Here is a 14918-nt window from a genome sequence, read left to right as displayed (position 1 = left end):
GTATGGCCAGAATCAGAAACGAAGCCGTACTCGTGAGCTTTCATCAACACGAATTTATCTACGGCTTTATGCTCTTTTTCCTTGGTTTCGATCTCACCAACGATCTTACCCGCAGCACCATCCCGTTTTTGTGCTTCACGGAATCGCCGTTTCAACGATTCCGCACAGGCCAGCCATATCATCACGTAGGCAGCTCGGAGCGCACCGGCTTTTCCCGACTCGACCGCATCATCGAATAGTGGGCGGTCTTCTGCGGCAAGGATGTTGTCCGCATAATGGCTGAGATCCACCGGAGCAGACATACTTAGTCGCCTCCCATTCTTGTTACTGCCTGGTCGTACCACATGAGCAGTTTGGGATCTTCTTCCAGGACCTTGTTGGGGATCTTGTCGGCCACGGCGACGATGACGGCGTAGTCGCGTTCCTGCCAGGCCTTCTTGAATCCGGCGCGGACAGCCTCCAGGCGGAAGACCTTGAGCTTCTTCTTGACCTCTTTGTATTCCTCGAACTCCTTGAGCAGCGCCTTCTCGCGCAGTTTCTCCAGGTCGCCTGCCTTGTTGGGATCGGGCACATACCAGCGGTCACGGGCCTTGGCGACCAGAGTCGGGTCGTCCTTGGGCAGGTTGCGCAGCTCCTTCCAGTTGGTGGAGAGGTAGGCGTGGATCTGCTCGGGCACCGGGCCTTTGCCGTCGTAGCAGAGGAAGTTCTGGTTTAGCAGTTCGCGCAGGTCGAGCTGGGCCTCGTTCTTGCTCCAGCCGCCAAGCTGCTGCATGAACTGCGGATTGATGTCGGAGAAGGTCTGCGGCTTTTCCTTGATGAGCTGGCGGAGCCACTGGATCGACGAGGCCTCGTCGGAAACGAACATCGAAAGCTGCTGTGGGGCACCGGAAGTCATCTTCTTGCGGTCGTATTCGGCCACCTGATCCGGCAGGAAATACATGCCGTCACGCTCTATGAAGCGTTGTGCCAACCCGATCTGGAATTCCTGGCTGGAGATCGGCACCGGGTAGCCCTTGCGGACGTAGTAGGCCACCATTTGGTCGAACAGGATGCGCGGATCGCGCTCGGGAACGAAAAGTATCAATGGCCCCTGACGCTTGGTTACCGGCAGATACTTCAAATGGGTGCGGACAAAATCCCACACGCCTTCTTCGGTTTGCGCCTCTTTCTGGAAGCGCTCTTCAAAACCGCCATTAGGTTTGTATGCAGAAATGACCAAATCTTGCTTAACAGCAGTCGGTCCAAGCATTGCGTGCAATCCGCCACGAGTCTTATCTAAGGCTGCAACTGATGCAACAATAAACCCTGCATCTGAAAGTGCATTCTGGATGCTGTTCCAAACACTTGCTTTAGTGTTTGAAAACTCTACAGTCATCCAGCGCCCTGGCTTTAAATATTTGAATGCCTTTTCAAAGCAATTGGTCATGAGGTCGCGATATTCATCAATTCCTTTTTTTTGAGTCTTGTTTTCAATGGCTTCAGGCTTGTTATTAGTTATAACACGTAACCATGATTCTCTTATGTAGCTCAGTTCAGAATACATAATGTTCGATCCAAATGGTGGATCAAGAAATATGTAATCTATACTCGAATCTTGAATGTCAACTGATTGGGCAGCTTGTGTTGTTATTACTGAGCCGGAAAGCGAGGTTAGTGCCTGTATGATTTTCTTAAACTGGAAAACAAGTTGGTCTATTACATTATTTTCGACACTGACAGGAGGCACATAAAGCGTGTTGGCCATTGGACCAACCAGTGCTCTTCCTCCATGCTGAGGCATATATCGATTCATGATCGTAAGTTTTGGTAACATACTGCCGACTAAAAACTCCAATTGTGGATGCCCTTTGGTAAGGTCGGCCAATATTGATAGCGACGCCAAAATACGCTTTGTATAGAATTGATGAACATGACGAACACCGCATCCGAATGGATCGGCAGATTTATCACCTTCTATAATTTCAGAGAAAGGGATATTTTTGATTAGATCATCACTGACATCTATTGATGTGGCCTTCAACAGGTCATCACTGTCGATCAGTTTTTCGTGCCTTCTGGTTCCTATGCTGTAATTAATAAGGACTGGCACCTGTTTCTGCTTTTCCGTTACGGCTCTCGTGATAGGGTCATAGGCGGATTCAAAGATGCGAGCGGGCTTCTGTGCTTGCGAGTTTTTCGGTGGGTTTTTTGAAATCGAACAATTGCAATGGGGGCAATTGAACTCCGGATTGAACTCAACAGCGCCACCATTTTTAATAAATGCTTCTTTATAGTAAATTATCTCTCCCGAGCATTCGGGGCAGCTATATACGTCACTCCAAACAATGTAATTAACTTTTCCAAGCGTTTTTCTATCGGTGTGTAATGTTTCCCACATCCACTTTGTTTTTTTCTCAAAATCACTGATGATTTTTTTTGCCGTTCTTTTAAATGATAATATGTCAACCGGTGTATTGTAGTTATAAGCGATAAATGTGGCTGCAGGTGACAAGTCGTTTAGCACAGCCTTGCGAGCACCAAGTTTTGAAAATGGTCGCCACGCTTTTTTGCCGTTCTCTTCTTCTACCTCTTCCTGCAAAATAGTCCCGTCAGGCTTTACTTGGTATCCAAGGGACAGCACCACGTCACGGTCACCGCACATCTGCGCGGCCACTCCTGTCATGCCCGTTCCTGCGAAAGCATCAAATACGATGTCCCCCGGCTGTGTGTAATGGAGGATGAAACGCATTATGGCCTTGTGCGGCACTTTGGTGTGATATGAGTGTGCATTGTAGATTGGGTCGTTCTTGCCTTCACTTACATCTGTAGCGAAAGGCTCACGATGATGGTCTTCTATATTGTCTTTTTGCGATTCCCACTCAGCAATAAACTCTTGAACCCATGGGTTTGGGCAAGCCGTATAATAGGGCGGATCGCTCAGGTTCAGGATGTCATCGTCGCTGCCGATGGGAAAGCCTTCAATCTTGCGGAACTCCGGGTCCCTCAGCTTCTTGCGCAGCTCTTCGGTGAAGTGGGCTCGGCGAGCTTTTTCACTTGGAAAGCGAATTCCAAAGCAAATTTCTTCTTTTTTGTATCCTTCAGACGCATTGATGCTATCCGTAAAAAGCAGATCTTGCCTTGGCTCTTCAAAGTTAGGCATTATTTTCTCCTTCAGCAAAACCACACAGTGTATCTAGTGCATTTTTCCCTTGCGTCGACAAAATCAGAAAGCTTTGAGGCGGGGCAAAGCCATATTTTTCTTTCAGCTCGGAAAAAGTAACCTCGGTGGAAGCTGACTGAAACTTCCCGACAGTAAACACAAAAAGTGAGCCATATTCTCCTGCGTACTCAGCCAGTTCACTTCTCTCAAGCGCCCCTTCATTTGCCAAAGCAAGAGACTCTTTGATTGTCAATTGCCGCAAATGAATCACTGGTAGCCGACCTATGACAGCCTTAATAGGTGTGCCTGCATAAACATACACCCAACTCGGAGACGTACTTTTCGGCCCTCGTTTTCTAAAGACCTGTGAAACAGAACCTTCAGCAAGTGGTTCCGCCCACTTCGCATCAAATGAAACCAAAATCGAGTCAGATGCATCGTTGTTGTTTTGCGACTTAAGTATCATTGATCACCTCACTCCATGACGATCCGCACCTTGGCTGGGTCCTTGCCCTTGGTGAGTTGATCGATGTATTCCTCAAAGCGTTTCTTCATCTCCGCCGGGGTAGCCGGGCCGTCGGTGACCTGCAGGGCGGTATGCAGCTCCTGTGCCTTGACGGTTACCTTAACCAGCCCGGAGAGCACTTCCTTCAGGGCGTGAACAAAGTTGCTGTCTAGCGGCACCGGCAGTTCCTTGGACTTAATGAAGGCTTCCAGGGGCTCGCGGTCGTCGATTTTCAGCAGATCGATATTGGCCTGGGTAATCGGGTCCTCCAGGTTGCTGAGGATAGTGGAGGTCCAGGCCGTTACCATGGCGTCGAGCTGGGCTTCCATCTGGTCGATCATCTGCGAACCTGCGGTCGCGCTGGTTTCCACCGAGGGCCGGAACCTACAATGCGGGCAGATGGGCGAGGCGTCGAGGTTTTGCTCGGTCAGGGCGAAGCAGCTCTTTAGCCCGGCCAGGCGGTTTTGGTAAGCGGTGAGCTGCTGCCGGGGCATCAGGTCGATACCGGCCAGCTTGAGCAGGGTTTGCAAGCGCTGATCGTTGAGCAGGCCCGCCTTGCGTTTGTCGTCGTTCACCCCCAGCCGGGCCTTGGTGTGCAGGCCCATGTAGGCGACGGTGTAATCCTTCTTTAGCTTTTGCAGCTTGGCCCCGATGCTCTGGGACTGGCTGGTCAGCTCGGTCAGGTCGGCCTGCTTGAGGGCATCCAGCACATCCTGCCGGGTGGTCTTCATGCGATCCACCCAGTCATGCTCGGCGGGCAGCACCGCCTCGGCGGTGGAGAGCCAGGACGCCGTCGGGCTGTGGTCCATGATGAACTCGCGCAGGGCGTCCAACTCATCCAGTGCCTTCACGGCCTTTTCGTGGGCCAGTACTTCGGGAGCGCCGTAGCGGAAGTTTTTCAGCTTGCCGGGCGAGGAGTAGGCCTGGAGCGATTCAAAGAAGTCTTTGGCTTCGTCCAGTCCGCTGGCCTGGCTGGCCAGGTCGGTGCCCGCGAGCAGATCCAGGCCCCAGAAGGACAGCCCTTCGCGCAGTGTCTGCTGGGTCATGACGATGCGCTTGACGATCTTGCTCACCGCCTGCTGTAGGTTCTGCACCGGTTCGTCCTTGCCCTGGGTAACGAGCTGGGCCATGCCCGGCGTCATGCCGAGCAGTTCGAACAGGCTTTTAAGCGCGGGAAGGTTCCATTCCTTGGGCTGCTCCAGGTGCTTAAAGCGGACCAGCTCGTCCATGCCGGTCGCGGCAAGCTGCTGCAGCCCGGTGGCGTCGAATTTTTTGCCCGGGATGGAGAGCACGATGTCGCCGGAGTAGACCAGTGCCGCCACTAGAACGCTCACCCATTCCGGCTCCAGACGAGAACCGCCCGGGTTCATGTATTCCAGCCCGTGGTCGTCCTGGATGATCTCGCTGCGGTTGACCACCTGGCCGTGGCCCTTGGCCTTGACGGCATCGAGGATGAACTTGGTGTACTTCGACTTGTAGGGATCGATCTTCTCGCCGTCGAGCAGCTCCAGGGCGTCCAGCACGGCGGTGGCTTGCTTGGTGCGATTCTGCCCCGCGATGGCCCGCAGGGCATCCTGCGCGGCCTGGGCGCGGTTGTTGCCGGTGATTAGGACCGAGAAGAATGGATAATCTGGAGCCTGGTTCTCGAAGTTTGGAACCAAGCAAACGCCGGCAATGGTGTTGACCAGGTCGCGGAAGTTGATGGTTTCATGGGGTGAGACTCCCGACAGATCGCGGATGGATTTCCCCTTGACCCATTCGGTCATGGATTTAGCGCGGCCCTGGTAGGTGACCTCGAAGGCGTCGCTCATGTGCTTCTGCAGCCATTGAACCAACTTCTTCAGGAAGCCGTTAGCTTTCGATTCATAGGTGGCCTTGGCGTGGCCCGATGAGGTGGCCGCAAGATCCAGCGCCGCCGCGTAGCTTTTCAGCGCGGCCTGGAATTCTTCGTCGGTACCTTTCAGGCGGAAGAAGACCTCGTCGTTGACCTTGTCGTCCTTGAAGCGCGGCGGATCGTTGGGCTGGATGAAGTAGAGGTAAAAGTCCCGCTGCGGCACGGCGGTGGAGCGTTCGTTGGGAGCGCCGAAAAAGAGGTAGCCTGTGCGGGCGGCCTTATGCTCCTGCCAGACCAGCTCGTGCTGCCAGATCTTGTAGCCGGTCACATAGGTGGCGTCCTGACATTCCATGACCCGCTTGAGCGCCTCGTAGTAGAAGCGGTCGAGTTGAGCTTGCCCCAGGCTTTCGGCCCGCTTGTCGATCAGGGCATCGAAGTCGTCAGTCTTCGTGAGATTCAGGAACCATTGTCGATTTTCTTTGTTTTCCTCAATAAACTGGCCACTAACTGTTTTAAATATTTCTTTCAAAACCGTTTCAACATGCGTCTGTAGATCTTTATCTGGCTCATCGCTACCCAGCTCGGCGATCAGCGGATCGAACAGGCAGAGGCGGTCGCGCAGCTCTTCGGCGGATGCGCCCATGGGGGCATAGATGTCGCCGGTAGTGAGACGGTGGACAGACAACGCATGGATCAGGCGCAGCGCCATCGGCTTGTATTGCTTGCGGGTGATGGCGTTCTCGATGCGCGATTCCAGCACCTGGCTGCAATCGATGACTGCCCGGATCTCGGGAATGGCGCGGAATGAAGCATTCTGCTTGAGTGTGTTCCAGTAACTATCGAAAGCGATCAATCCGGGTTCGTCCTGCGGCACGTCCTTGTCCAGGATGCCTTTCATGCCCATGGACAGGGTTTTGAGCACCTCGCGTTTTTCTACCACGGTGACCCGCTCGAAGGTGTCGATGTAGTCTGGATGCACCGGGAAGAGGCGGACGAACTCGTCCATGCGCTCATTGAGTCCGCCGTAGTATTTGGCGAATGGCATCAGATAGTCGCGGATCTTGGCTTGCTGCTCGGCGGTCTTCTTGAGCAGGCGCTCGGCCACCACGAATTTAACGTCGCTGCGAGCGATAAGGATCTGTTCGAAACGATCCTTCACCCGACGGATGCTGTCGGCGACGAAGGCGAAGCGTGGGCTGTCGAAAATGGCTTCCTGGACACCGGCCATGAAGCGGAAGCGCAGATCCTTGCAGACCTCGCCGACCTCTCGGAGGAAGTTGAGGTCGAGGATCAGTTCCTGGTCTTTGCGGGTGCGCAGGTAGTCGAGCAACTCATCGACCACCAGCAGCAGGCCATGCTCGGGGTAAACCTGCCCGAACTTGGCCATCATGTCTTCGAAGGCCCGCTTGTGGCTGGTGATGGTTCCGGCATCCGGGAACACGTACTCCACGCCAAGTTTTTCGAGATTCTCTTCTAGTTCTGCCACCAGGATGTCGCGCAGGGACATGGTGGTGGCTCCGATTTCGGTACGGATGACCTTGAAACGCCCGACGATCTGAGAGGCGGCATTGCGGACATCGGCGTGGTTCAGCCCTTCTAGCAGGGAGGAGTCTGCGGCAAGGCTGGAGACCACCGACATCAAGTGCGATTTACCGGTGCCGTAGTTACCGACCACCAGCAGCCCTTTGTTATCGACCGGCTGATCGAACTGCATTTGAGGAATGACAAGCTGCGTGAGCCGTTCCGCCATTTCATCGGAAATGACATAGGTGTTCACCAGGTGATGCGCAGCGCTCGATTTGTCCGCGTCACGCAACTGAACGACCGACTCAATTGGATCAAATTGGATAAGATCTCCGTATTTCATGCTTGTCCTGCCTCTCTATTATTTTTTTGCCGAATTGATCGTGGCCGTCCCATCCATGCCTACGATCAATGCATCGACCGATTCATAGCTGCGGTACTCGGGATGGCCGGTTTCGGCGTACAAAAGCCTCTCGGAGGTGATGGTTCCGTTCCACGAAGCCACTACGGCCCGATTTCTCGAAATACCCTGCAGTAACCGCAAGGGGTCCTGCTTGAGGTCCTTATCGAAAAGGATCTCGATATTATCCAGTACCACCGGTGCTTGAGCTTTGCCTGCGATCTGGTCAAGAATTTCCGGCAGCCGCAGTGACCGCTGTTTCGCGGTCAGTTCCAGAAGTTCGCTTGAAAGCGCTAGATTGACGTTGATGACGGATGTGCCGAACTCATCAGCCAAATCCCGAAGAATGCCGGTCTTGCCGGAGCCGGTCTGACCCACCAGCAGTACCAAGCGGTGATATAGACCTTCGGCTGCCTGGAGGGATCGTTTTATCTTGTCGTGTATCGGTTCAGCCATGTTCGCTCCTTATTGCTCGGTGCCCGGCTTATCGGATTTATCGGCAGCACCGCCGGAGCGGACCCATTCGTCCACTTCGTCTTGTTTGAACATCCAGCGACGACCGACACGATGACCGGGCATAGCCCGTTGCTCGATCCACTTGTACACCGTCTCGTTACTTACATTCAGATATTTACAAATGTCATCGACTGTCAGCCACCTTTCGTCCATAACTTTTATCCTTATTCATCATGCCTTCGATCAAAGACCGAAAAACTCTGGAAAACTCGAAATCTGGATATAGCTCCTAAAATTACCTCGTAGACTACTTGGTTAGCTTACCATGAGCAAGCGTTTTAGAATCGATTAGAGACGATCTATACTAAATATAGCCTTGCTATTTTCTTGTCCTGCTTGCTGGTAAGTTCATTTAATCAATTTTACAAAAGATTGGTTTGAGACCGTTTCTCATAAAGAAGGAAAAAATGTTGATTATTTAATGATTGGCCATAGGTGCAGTTCATCTTTGTTGAGAAAAGAGGATGTTAGCACCATATGTGGTGCGCTTTTAACGATAAAGACAGAAGGGGTCTTGTCCCCTCAAAAGTCAAGAAAAATGACGGTTTCCGCCTGATCCACTGCGTGGGGCAGACCCTCCGCAATTTTTCTGGACTTTTTCACTCCCGCCTTAGTCGCCCTAGTCGGCAGAGGTTCTGAGCGAGGCAAAGCGCTTCGCTTAGAACCTCAACACCGAATTATAGGAGATAAGACGATGAACACCGAAATCAGAATTTATGTTGCAGATTTGGCCGCTTACAACAACGGCAAGCTTCACGGCGTTTGGATCAATGCCTGCAATGAATTGGAAGATATTCAAGAACAAATTAACCAAATGCTGGCAAGCAGTCCCGAAGAGTTCGCGGAAGAATATGCAATTCATGACCATGAAGGGTTCGGCGGTTATGCGCTGGGCGAATATGAAAGCATAGAAGCCGCGCACGAAATCGCCTGCTTTATAGATGAGTATCCGGATTTTGGCGGTGAACTATTAAACAACTTCGGCGGAGATTTGGACGAAGCCAGAAAAGCCGCAGAGGAAAATTATTGTGGCTGTTATAAATCGCTGGCCGATTATGCCGAGGAATTGACAGAGGAAACGACGCAAATTCCTGAAAACCTTTCTTACTATATCGATTATGAAAGAATGGGACGCGATATGGAATTGAACGGCGATGTGTTCACCATAGAAACAGGATATGAAGAAGTTCATATTTTCTGGAACCACTAAAGCAAATTATGCGCTGCTGGCTGAAACCGGCAGCGCTTTTTTGTTTTTATGGAGCGAGAAAAATCGCGCCGCCGAAACCTTGCAGATTTCGGCGGCGATCACCTACCAGCTTTTGCCGGTAGGTACAAACGAGACCGACAATTTGTCGGTTCAGCTTGAAGGAGTGTGTTGCGCACTTAGTTTTTCTGAATTTTGCCGCACAGAGTGCGGTATGTTTCCTGAAAAGCGCTTACAAACTCTGAAATATGATTATTTTTCTACAATTTCCTGAAAAATAATTACAAACCATGAAGTTCGATGATTCTGAATATTTGTGGGGAAAGCGCTGGCCTTTCTGTCTGGAAGGGATGAGTTTGAGGGCTCATGCTATTAGTAGACTGTTATGAGAAGAACAATATCCCCCATTAGTTAGCATCTTTCGCACTAGAATGATCTTTATATAGGTCATTAAACTATCTTATGATCTATATAAAGATCAAAGTTTTCTTGACATAGAACTCAATAGCTATTATGGTGGTTCACAGAATGATCATAAAGGCGTTTTATGATCTATATATGAACCAAAATAAAGCGATGCCAAAATCAATTACACGAACTTACTCGCGTTATAGTCGTGAAGCGTCTCTCCTCCTTGGAGAGTTGATTCGCGTTGCGCGAAAAGAACGAAAGCTTACCGCTCAAGAGGTTGCAGATCGCGCTGGTATTTCGAGAGGATTGTTACAACGTATCGAGAAAGGCGATCTTAAATGCGAGATCGGAGCCGTATTTGAAGTGGCGATCATCGTCGGTGTAAAGCTGTTTGATGCCGATGAAACCACGCTGACCAAGCATATCCGCCAAACTGAAGATAAGCTATCGTTATTGCCAAAATCCGTGCGCAAAAAATCCAAGGCGGTGCATGATGATTTCTAGTCATGACAAAGAAGCTTATGTCTGGATATGGTTGCTGGATGAAACTGAGCCTGTCGTTGCAGGAAGGCTCGAAGCTGATAACGGCAATATCTTATTTAACTACGGTAAGAGCTACCTTGAGCGTGCCCGCGACAAAAAAACAGCCATTGCAATTTACGAGCCGGAATTACCTTTAAAAGCAGGTGTATTACCTCTACATGAAGGCTTGACCATGCCTGGCTGTATTCGGGATGCCGCGCCAGATGCGTGGGGACGGCGTGTCATTATCAACAAAAAATTGGGACGCAAAGGCGCAAGCACGGATACAGGTGAACTGGATGAATTGACCTATTTATTAGAATCTGGCTCTGATCGTATCGGTGCGCTCGATTTTCAGCGCTCGCCAACCGAGTATATACCACGCTCAGCAAACAATGTGAGCATGGAAGAGCTCATTGAATCTGTTGAACGGGTTGAAAAGGGTGTTCCGCTTACACCTGAATTGGATCAGGCGCTCTTCCATGGCAGTTCCATTGGCGGAGCACGTCCAAAGGCGTTGATCCAGGATCAAGGCAAGAAATACGTCGCCAAGTTTTCTTCCAGCACTGACTTGTATAGCGTTGTCAAAGCTGAATTTGTTGCTATGCGGCTCGCTGCGCTATCTGGGTTGAATGTTGCGCCTGTAAAACTCATCAAGGCTGCCAATAAAGATGTGCTTTTGATAGAGCGCTTTGACCGCAGACAGAAAGATCAAGGCTGGGCGCGTAAAGCCATGGTCTCTGCGCTGACACTGCTTGGTCTTGATGACATGATGGCGCGTTACGCAAGCTATGAAACCTTTGCGGAAATTATCCGCCATCGTTTTACTGATCCGAAAGCGACACTTGAGGAAGTGTTTTCACGGCTCGTCTTTAACATTCTTTGTGGTAACACTGATGATCATGCACGAAATCATGCCGCTTTCTGGAATGGCAAAGAACTGACCCTTACACCAGCTTATGATATCTGCCCGCAAGGTCGCACTGGTAATGAAGCCTCACAGGCTATGCTTATATCCGGCAATAATAATCTTAGCCAGTTAAAATCCTGCCTTGAGACCGCTCATAACTTTCTGCTTTCCGAAGTGCAAGCACGCGCCATCTTTGAAAAGTTGATTTCTGCAATCAAACGGCATTGGGATGGCGTGTGTGAAGAAGCTGAACTCAGCGAAGTTGACAAGAAACTGCTATGGGGTAGACAGTTTTTGAATCCTTTCTCAACAGAATAATTTTCTAAACATTTTGCGCCAGAAAAGCAAAATCGATCATCGCTGCCGTCCGTATCAGATATATCACTCTCTAGGGTAATATCTTGTGAAATATTGTGTGTATTATCGAGGGTATTTTGAGTGTTTGCTTTGTTGCTTCTATCCCTGCAGCATATCAATCAGCACACCAGTTTTTTCATCAATAGCACGTGCTCTTCTTGACTTGGAGGCCAGCTGCGTCTTTATGGCAGTCTGCAAGGCAAGTTTGATAGATGACGGGTTGTTAGTCACTGATGTGTAATAATGCCAAGCGCCAAATTGATCTTGAACCTCGATTTCTACCATATTTGACATGTATATCTCTTACTTAATCAAGGGATTAAACATCTACTTCCTAGAGTTTTTTAATATGATTAGACAGTGAAGTCAATAGATGGAGAAACATATCTAACCATGTGTCACTTGTAGCGTTGGTGTAGCTAGGATTTGTAGGCTTATCGTATTAATTCTTTTGCAGTCACAGATTTGCAGCTGACAGAAAATCAGCCCGTAATTTCTTTTTGAGGTTTGTGAAGAGCAGCTTTTCCAGCTCGTGAATGTCTTCATGACATTTGCCATGGACTGGGAAAATTTTCTTTATGCACCCCTGATAGTATTCTGGATATTCTGCTTTGCAGCGTCGGCAGTCTGGAACCAGCGGAAACTCGCCATCTTTGGCTTGCCTGTAAATGTCATCAGAATCTGGGGGTAGAAGTTTTCCGATGCAGAGTCGTAGATAACAATGATGGTGCTTTTCAATTTTGGAAGATACGGCAGCGTTTTCGCCATTGAAGTGACGATCACAGGCCAGGCATTTTGGCCCTCGATTCATTATCTCTTCATGAAAAAAACGGTTCCTGAGCGCACCTTCAGCGAACAGCTTCCAGGGTATTTCAAATGCTTGAAAAATTGGTATAACATGACGTTTGCGCACTTTGGGAACAAGAAACAAAGGAATAAACTTTTTTCTTTTTGATTTTGGCTTTTTCACAATGTTTTCTCCTTACTCAGTAGAAATTTTTTTAAAATCTGAATGCTGGTCTAAATTTCAGGGTCGTAATCGGTTGTTTCCTTATTTTTAATCGTGCGCTGTATTCTGAGTTTTTCTTGCTCGTAGAGCTTCCTGATTTCATCTTGGCGATCAATATTTTTGTAATGTTTGTTCATACCTGCAAAAAGATCGGCTCGCTCTTTAACTTGCTTCTGGCGTAAATCCTTGAATTGTGTCTGAAGCTTTCTGCGCTCGGTGAGTTGCTTTGCAATCAGGGTCTCTTTTTCGGTTTTATCTCGCAGAACAGCTTTTTGGGTTTCTTTCTCATTTTTGGCGCAGGTTCTCTGATATGCGCCGGTTAATCTATCCCAGAGACCCTGGAATCCTTTCCGCAATCTGGCAGCGCGTTCTTGTTCTTCAGCCTGCCAGCGGTTTTCGTGCGTAAGTTTTTGATCTTGGCGAGCCTTGCGATGCTGCTTCGTTATTGCCTGCTTGGCTTGAAAAAAAGGCTGTAGCTCTTGCTTATGCTTGAGACTCAATTCATCGCTGTAGCCCTTGAATTGTTGGGTCAACCGACCGGAGATCGTGTTTTTAGCTTCTTCAACCGAAGGTAATTGCTGGGCATCGCCCAGCTTTTTCGTCAAATCAGCTTTTTTGACGCCGATCTGGCGAGATAATGAGTAAACTTCGCCATAAAGGTCTACCGCGACATATCCGCGTTTATCTCCCCTTGCCAGGTAATAGCCTCTATCTTGCAAGGCGTGCTCAAAAGCTTTACGGCTATCGGAGATGCCCCAGCTTTCTTGTAAGGCAGCTTTGATAATTTTTGGATTCTGATTGGTGCGCAGGGCCTGCTGCCATTCCTGCCGTGTGTAATTGAGGGGATTTTTCTGATTCTTATCGATGAACCCCTTGGGCATATCCCAGTGGTTTTCAAGGTAAAGCTGCTTGGAAACATCCATCAGCTTGTTTTTATAGTGAGATAAATGGACGGCCTTCATTTCGTCGGTCTTAATGCGCGACCAAACGCAATGGGCATGGCGTCTGCCTTCTTTCTCATGAAAAACGACGACACGAGGTTGGTTCTCAAGGCCCAACTTGTTTTCAATACGACCTAGCGCATCCTCGAATTTATCGATGGGAACATTCTCAGCTTCAGGCGGATTGAGGCTCACTGAGAACAGGAATTTGGTGCAGCGCGTCCCTCGGCTCATAGCATAAGCTTCATGGAGAGCGCCATTAACATCATCGGCCATGAAGCCGCGAATTTCGTGCAGCTCCACATGCTCATTTTCTTCTGTTTTGTTGAGGTGGGCGGCTAGCTGCCGCGAACCACCTCGTTGCGATCCCTTTAAGATCATCTTAGTCAGCTTTCAAACCGAGGGCCTGAATCAATTGGCGTCGAATCCAGATGACGGAATAACAGGCCTCATGGAGTTGCTTCTCTGTGTCGGGCGTAACAGGTAGCGAGCCGGTGTTGGCGGCTTTCGCCAGCTGATTAATATTATTGGGAATTCTGGACTGCCCCAACATTCCCAAAATTTGTGAAAGAGCCTGTTCGTCTTTGACGGGGAAACGCCCTTTGGTTCTGTGAACCGGAGCGTTTCCGTCAAATATGCGTGAGCGTATATATTCGGCCAGAGAAGTGCCCTGGGCCAGCTGATCTAATTTTTGCCGCTCTTCTTTGGTTAAGCGAATTGAGAACGGGTGGAGGGGTTTTCTCCCGTTAAATTTATCCTTAATGCTTGCCATTTTACACACCATCTAAAAATGGCCGTCAGAACACAATTAAAGCAAAAACCTCCTACTTTCTGTAGGTTATATGGTAATATTTCGTTCTGAGAGGCCGATTGCGGAAAATAGCAGGTTAAGATGGTTGTGCACTCCCGCAACCATTTTGTCCTTGCGAAGGGCAACATTATGTCCAAGGGCAAGGTCAGAGCGAGCCCCCGCAACCCGCTTATCCTTGCTGAGAATCGCCGTTTCATGCGGTTTTTCAGCAAGCTCAGCTTTACGGGATGAATGTGCATTTAGGTTAACCATCTCGTTCTTATCTGACAAATCCTCTTTCGAGGAAATTTTGTCAGCATTAGAATCTTCCTGCCAACCATGTTTTTGATCACCTGATTCGGTCATCATTTTGACTTGCTGCAACAAAGGATCGTTATCGCTAATCTTTTGGTGCTTTCCTGCCGCAACTGTCAAAATTCCGGCAAGGTCGCCATGCAGGTCGATGGCGTATTCTGTTCCAGACGCTTTAGGCATCAGCACAATCTTATCAATTAGTCCTCTGAGCAGGTCTGCTGCTTCCGTTCTGGTTTCTTCCCTATTGAGAGAAACTCGTAGCGCTTCCACTTCTTTCTGGTAACGCTGAGACATGTTCGGATGCAGAAGCACTGGCGCTTCCTCTTTGCCTTCGAGATAGCTTTCCAGCTCTTCCCGGCGTTCAATGATCTTATTGAGCGCATCTTTCACTTCCGATGCAGGTATCCCGTTTTTGATGGCTTCGATAATCTTTTCCTTATCAGCGGCCAGTTTTTGCAGCTCTTTTTTGTAGCGGTTTATCGCCGCATTCCGTGTTTGTCGCAGCTCATTGATATGTTTTGTGTGTTGACACCGGTCG

The 14918-nt window shown here is 49.5% G+C and carries 15 protein-coding genes; 5 read left to right on the top strand and 10 right to left on the bottom strand.

The genetic code is table 11. The features are described from left to right. The first annotated feature begins 2 nt into the window (after nt 1-2). The gene (locus CPG39_RS14540; RefSeq protein ID WP_172424123.1) at nt 3-239 is read left to right on the top strand and encodes a hypothetical protein; all 237 of its coding nucleotides are present in this window, start codon (nt 3-5) and stop codon (nt 237-239) included. A 65-nt stretch (nt 240-304) separates the two neighbouring features. Here the strand turns inward: CPG39_RS14540 and CPG39_RS13035 are convergent, their stop codons facing one another. The 5 genes from CPG39_RS13035 to CPG39_RS13015 are packed head-to-tail and all read right to left on the bottom strand — an operon-like array spanning nt 305 to nt 8071. Continuing rightward, nucleotides 305-3139 carry a DNA methyltransferase gene (locus CPG39_RS13035; protein ID WP_096293998.1) on the bottom strand — a complete coding sequence of 945 codons (2835 nt, stop codon included), beginning with the start codon at nt 3137-3139 and terminating at the stop codon, nt 305-307. Then, nucleotides 3132-3605, bottom strand: a complete 474-nt coding sequence (locus CPG39_RS13030) for a hypothetical protein (protein WP_096293997.1) — start codon at nt 3603-3605, stop codon at nt 3132-3134. The genes CPG39_RS13035 and CPG39_RS13030 overlap by 8 nt, the downstream gene beginning before the upstream one ends. Before the next feature lie 8 nt (nt 3606-3613). Next, complete coding sequence (locus CPG39_RS13025; RefSeq protein WP_096293996.1) at nt 3614-7345, bottom strand: DUF6079 family protein; 3732 nt, start codon at nt 7343-7345, stop codon at nt 3614-3616. Between the two features lie 18 nt (nt 7346-7363). After that, a complete protein-coding gene (brxF, locus tag CPG39_RS13020; RefSeq protein WP_096293995.1) occupies nt 7364-7858 on the bottom strand; it encodes a BREX-3 system P-loop-containing protein BrxF in 495 nt (164 codons plus the stop codon). Nucleotides 7859-7867: 9 nt separating this feature from the next. Next, entirely contained in the window at nt 7868-8071 is a 204-nt protein-coding gene (locus tag CPG39_RS13015) for a helix-turn-helix domain-containing protein (RefSeq protein ID WP_096293994.1), read from the bottom strand. Between the two features lie 541 nt (nt 8072-8612). Here CPG39_RS13015 and CPG39_RS13010 point away from each other — a divergent pair. From CPG39_RS13010 to CPG39_RS12995, 4 genes are all read left to right on the top strand, one after another. Continuing rightward, a complete protein-coding gene (locus tag CPG39_RS13010) occupies nt 8613-9128 on the top strand; it encodes an antirestriction protein ArdA (RefSeq protein ID WP_096293993.1) in 516 nt (171 codons plus the stop codon). Then, nucleotides 9097-9399 (top strand): hypothetical protein, encoded by a 303-nt coding sequence (locus CPG39_RS13005; RefSeq protein ID WP_096293992.1) that lies wholly within the window; start codon nt 9097-9099, stop codon nt 9397-9399. Before CPG39_RS13010 ends, CPG39_RS13005 begins: the two co-directional genes overlap by 32 nt. 284 nt (nt 9400-9683) lie before the next feature. Next, entirely contained in the window at nt 9684-10040 is a 357-nt protein-coding gene (locus CPG39_RS13000) for a helix-turn-helix domain-containing protein (RefSeq protein WP_231990312.1), read from the top strand. Then, complete coding sequence (locus tag CPG39_RS12995) at nt 10027-11286, top strand: type II toxin-antitoxin system HipA family toxin (RefSeq protein WP_096293991.1); 1260 nt, start codon at nt 10027-10029, stop codon at nt 11284-11286. The genes CPG39_RS13000 and CPG39_RS12995 overlap by 14 nt, the downstream gene beginning before the upstream one ends. A gap of 138 nt (nt 11287-11424) precedes the next feature. On the opposite strand, the gene CPG39_RS12990 is transcribed toward CPG39_RS12995, so the two are convergent. The 5 genes from CPG39_RS12990 to CPG39_RS12970 form a co-directional block, all read right to left on the bottom strand. Next, nucleotides 11425-11619, bottom strand: coding sequence for a hypothetical protein (locus CPG39_RS12990; protein ID WP_096293990.1), 195 nt, complete (start codon nt 11617-11619; stop codon nt 11425-11427). Between the two features lie 163 nt (nt 11620-11782). Then, nucleotides 11783-12295 (bottom strand): hypothetical protein, encoded by a 513-nt coding sequence (locus tag CPG39_RS12985; protein WP_096293989.1) that lies wholly within the window; start codon nt 12293-12295, stop codon nt 11783-11785. A gap of 50 nt (nt 12296-12345) precedes the next feature. Continuing rightward, on the bottom strand, nt 12346-13656 hold the full coding sequence (locus CPG39_RS12980) for a relaxase/mobilization nuclease domain-containing protein (protein ID WP_096293988.1): 1311 nt from the start codon (nt 13654-13656) through the stop codon (nt 12346-12348). Nucleotide 13657: 1 nt separating this feature from the next. Next, on the bottom strand, nt 13658-14047 hold the full coding sequence (locus CPG39_RS12975) for a plasmid mobilization protein (protein WP_096294341.1): 390 nt from the start codon (nt 14045-14047) through the stop codon (nt 13658-13660). A gap of 66 nt (nt 14048-14113) precedes the next feature. After that, nucleotides 14114-14770 (bottom strand): hypothetical protein, encoded by a 657-nt coding sequence (locus CPG39_RS12970; protein ID WP_197702882.1) that lies wholly within the window; start codon nt 14768-14770, stop codon nt 14114-14116. Between the last annotated feature and the right edge of the window lie 148 nt (nt 14771-14918).

This window comes from Nitrosomonas ureae, assembly GCF_900206265.1.
Lineage (GTDB): Bacteria > Pseudomonadota > Gammaproteobacteria > Burkholderiales > Nitrosomonadaceae > Nitrosomonas > Nitrosomonas ureae_C.
Note: the sequence above shows the minus strand (reverse complement) of the source record. Positions and strands in the feature narration are given on the sequence as shown.

Bases quoted from the DNA above. Each gene is read 5' to 3' on its own strand.
- CPG39_RS14540 (WP_172424123.1), top strand. From the start codon at position 3: ATGGCCAGAATCAGAAACGAAGCCGTACTCGTGAGCTTTCATCAACAC.
- CPG39_RS13035 (WP_096293998.1), bottom strand. From the start codon at position 3,139: ATGCCTAACTTTGAAGAGCCAAGGCAAGATCTGCTTTTTACGGATAGC.
- CPG39_RS13030 (WP_096293997.1), bottom strand. From the start codon at position 3,605: ATGATACTTAAGTCGCAAAACAACAACGATGCATCTGACTCGATTTTG.
- CPG39_RS13025 (WP_096293996.1), bottom strand. From the start codon at position 7,345: ATGAAATACGGAGATCTTATCCAATTTGATCCAATTGAGTCGGTCGTT.
- brxF (WP_096293995.1), bottom strand. From the start codon at position 7,858: ATGGCTGAACCGATACACGACAAGATAAAACGATCCCTCCAGGCAGCC.
- CPG39_RS13015 (WP_096293994.1), bottom strand. From the start codon at position 8,071: ATGGACGAAAGGTGGCTGACAGTCGATGACATTTGTAAATATCTGAAT.
- CPG39_RS13010 (WP_096293993.1), top strand. From the start codon at position 8,613: ATGAACACCGAAATCAGAATTTATGTTGCAGATTTGGCCGCTTACAAC.
- CPG39_RS13005 (WP_096293992.1), top strand. From the start codon at position 9,097: ATGAAGAAGTTCATATTTTCTGGAACCACTAAAGCAAATTATGCGCTG.
- CPG39_RS13000 (WP_231990312.1), top strand. From the start codon at position 9,684: ATGAACCAAAATAAAGCGATGCCAAAATCAATTACACGAACTTACTCG.
- CPG39_RS12995 (WP_096293991.1), top strand. From the start codon at position 10,027: ATGATGATTTCTAGTCATGACAAAGAAGCTTATGTCTGGATATGGTTG.
- CPG39_RS12990 (WP_096293990.1), bottom strand. From the start codon at position 11,619: ATGTCAAATATGGTAGAAATCGAGGTTCAAGATCAATTTGGCGCTTGG.
- CPG39_RS12980 (WP_096293988.1), bottom strand. From the start codon at position 13,656: ATGATCTTAAAGGGATCGCAACGAGGTGGTTCGCGGCAGCTAGCCGCC.
- CPG39_RS12975 (WP_096294341.1), bottom strand. From the start codon at position 14,047: ATGGCAAGCATTAAGGATAAATTTAACGGGAGAAAACCCCTCCACCCG.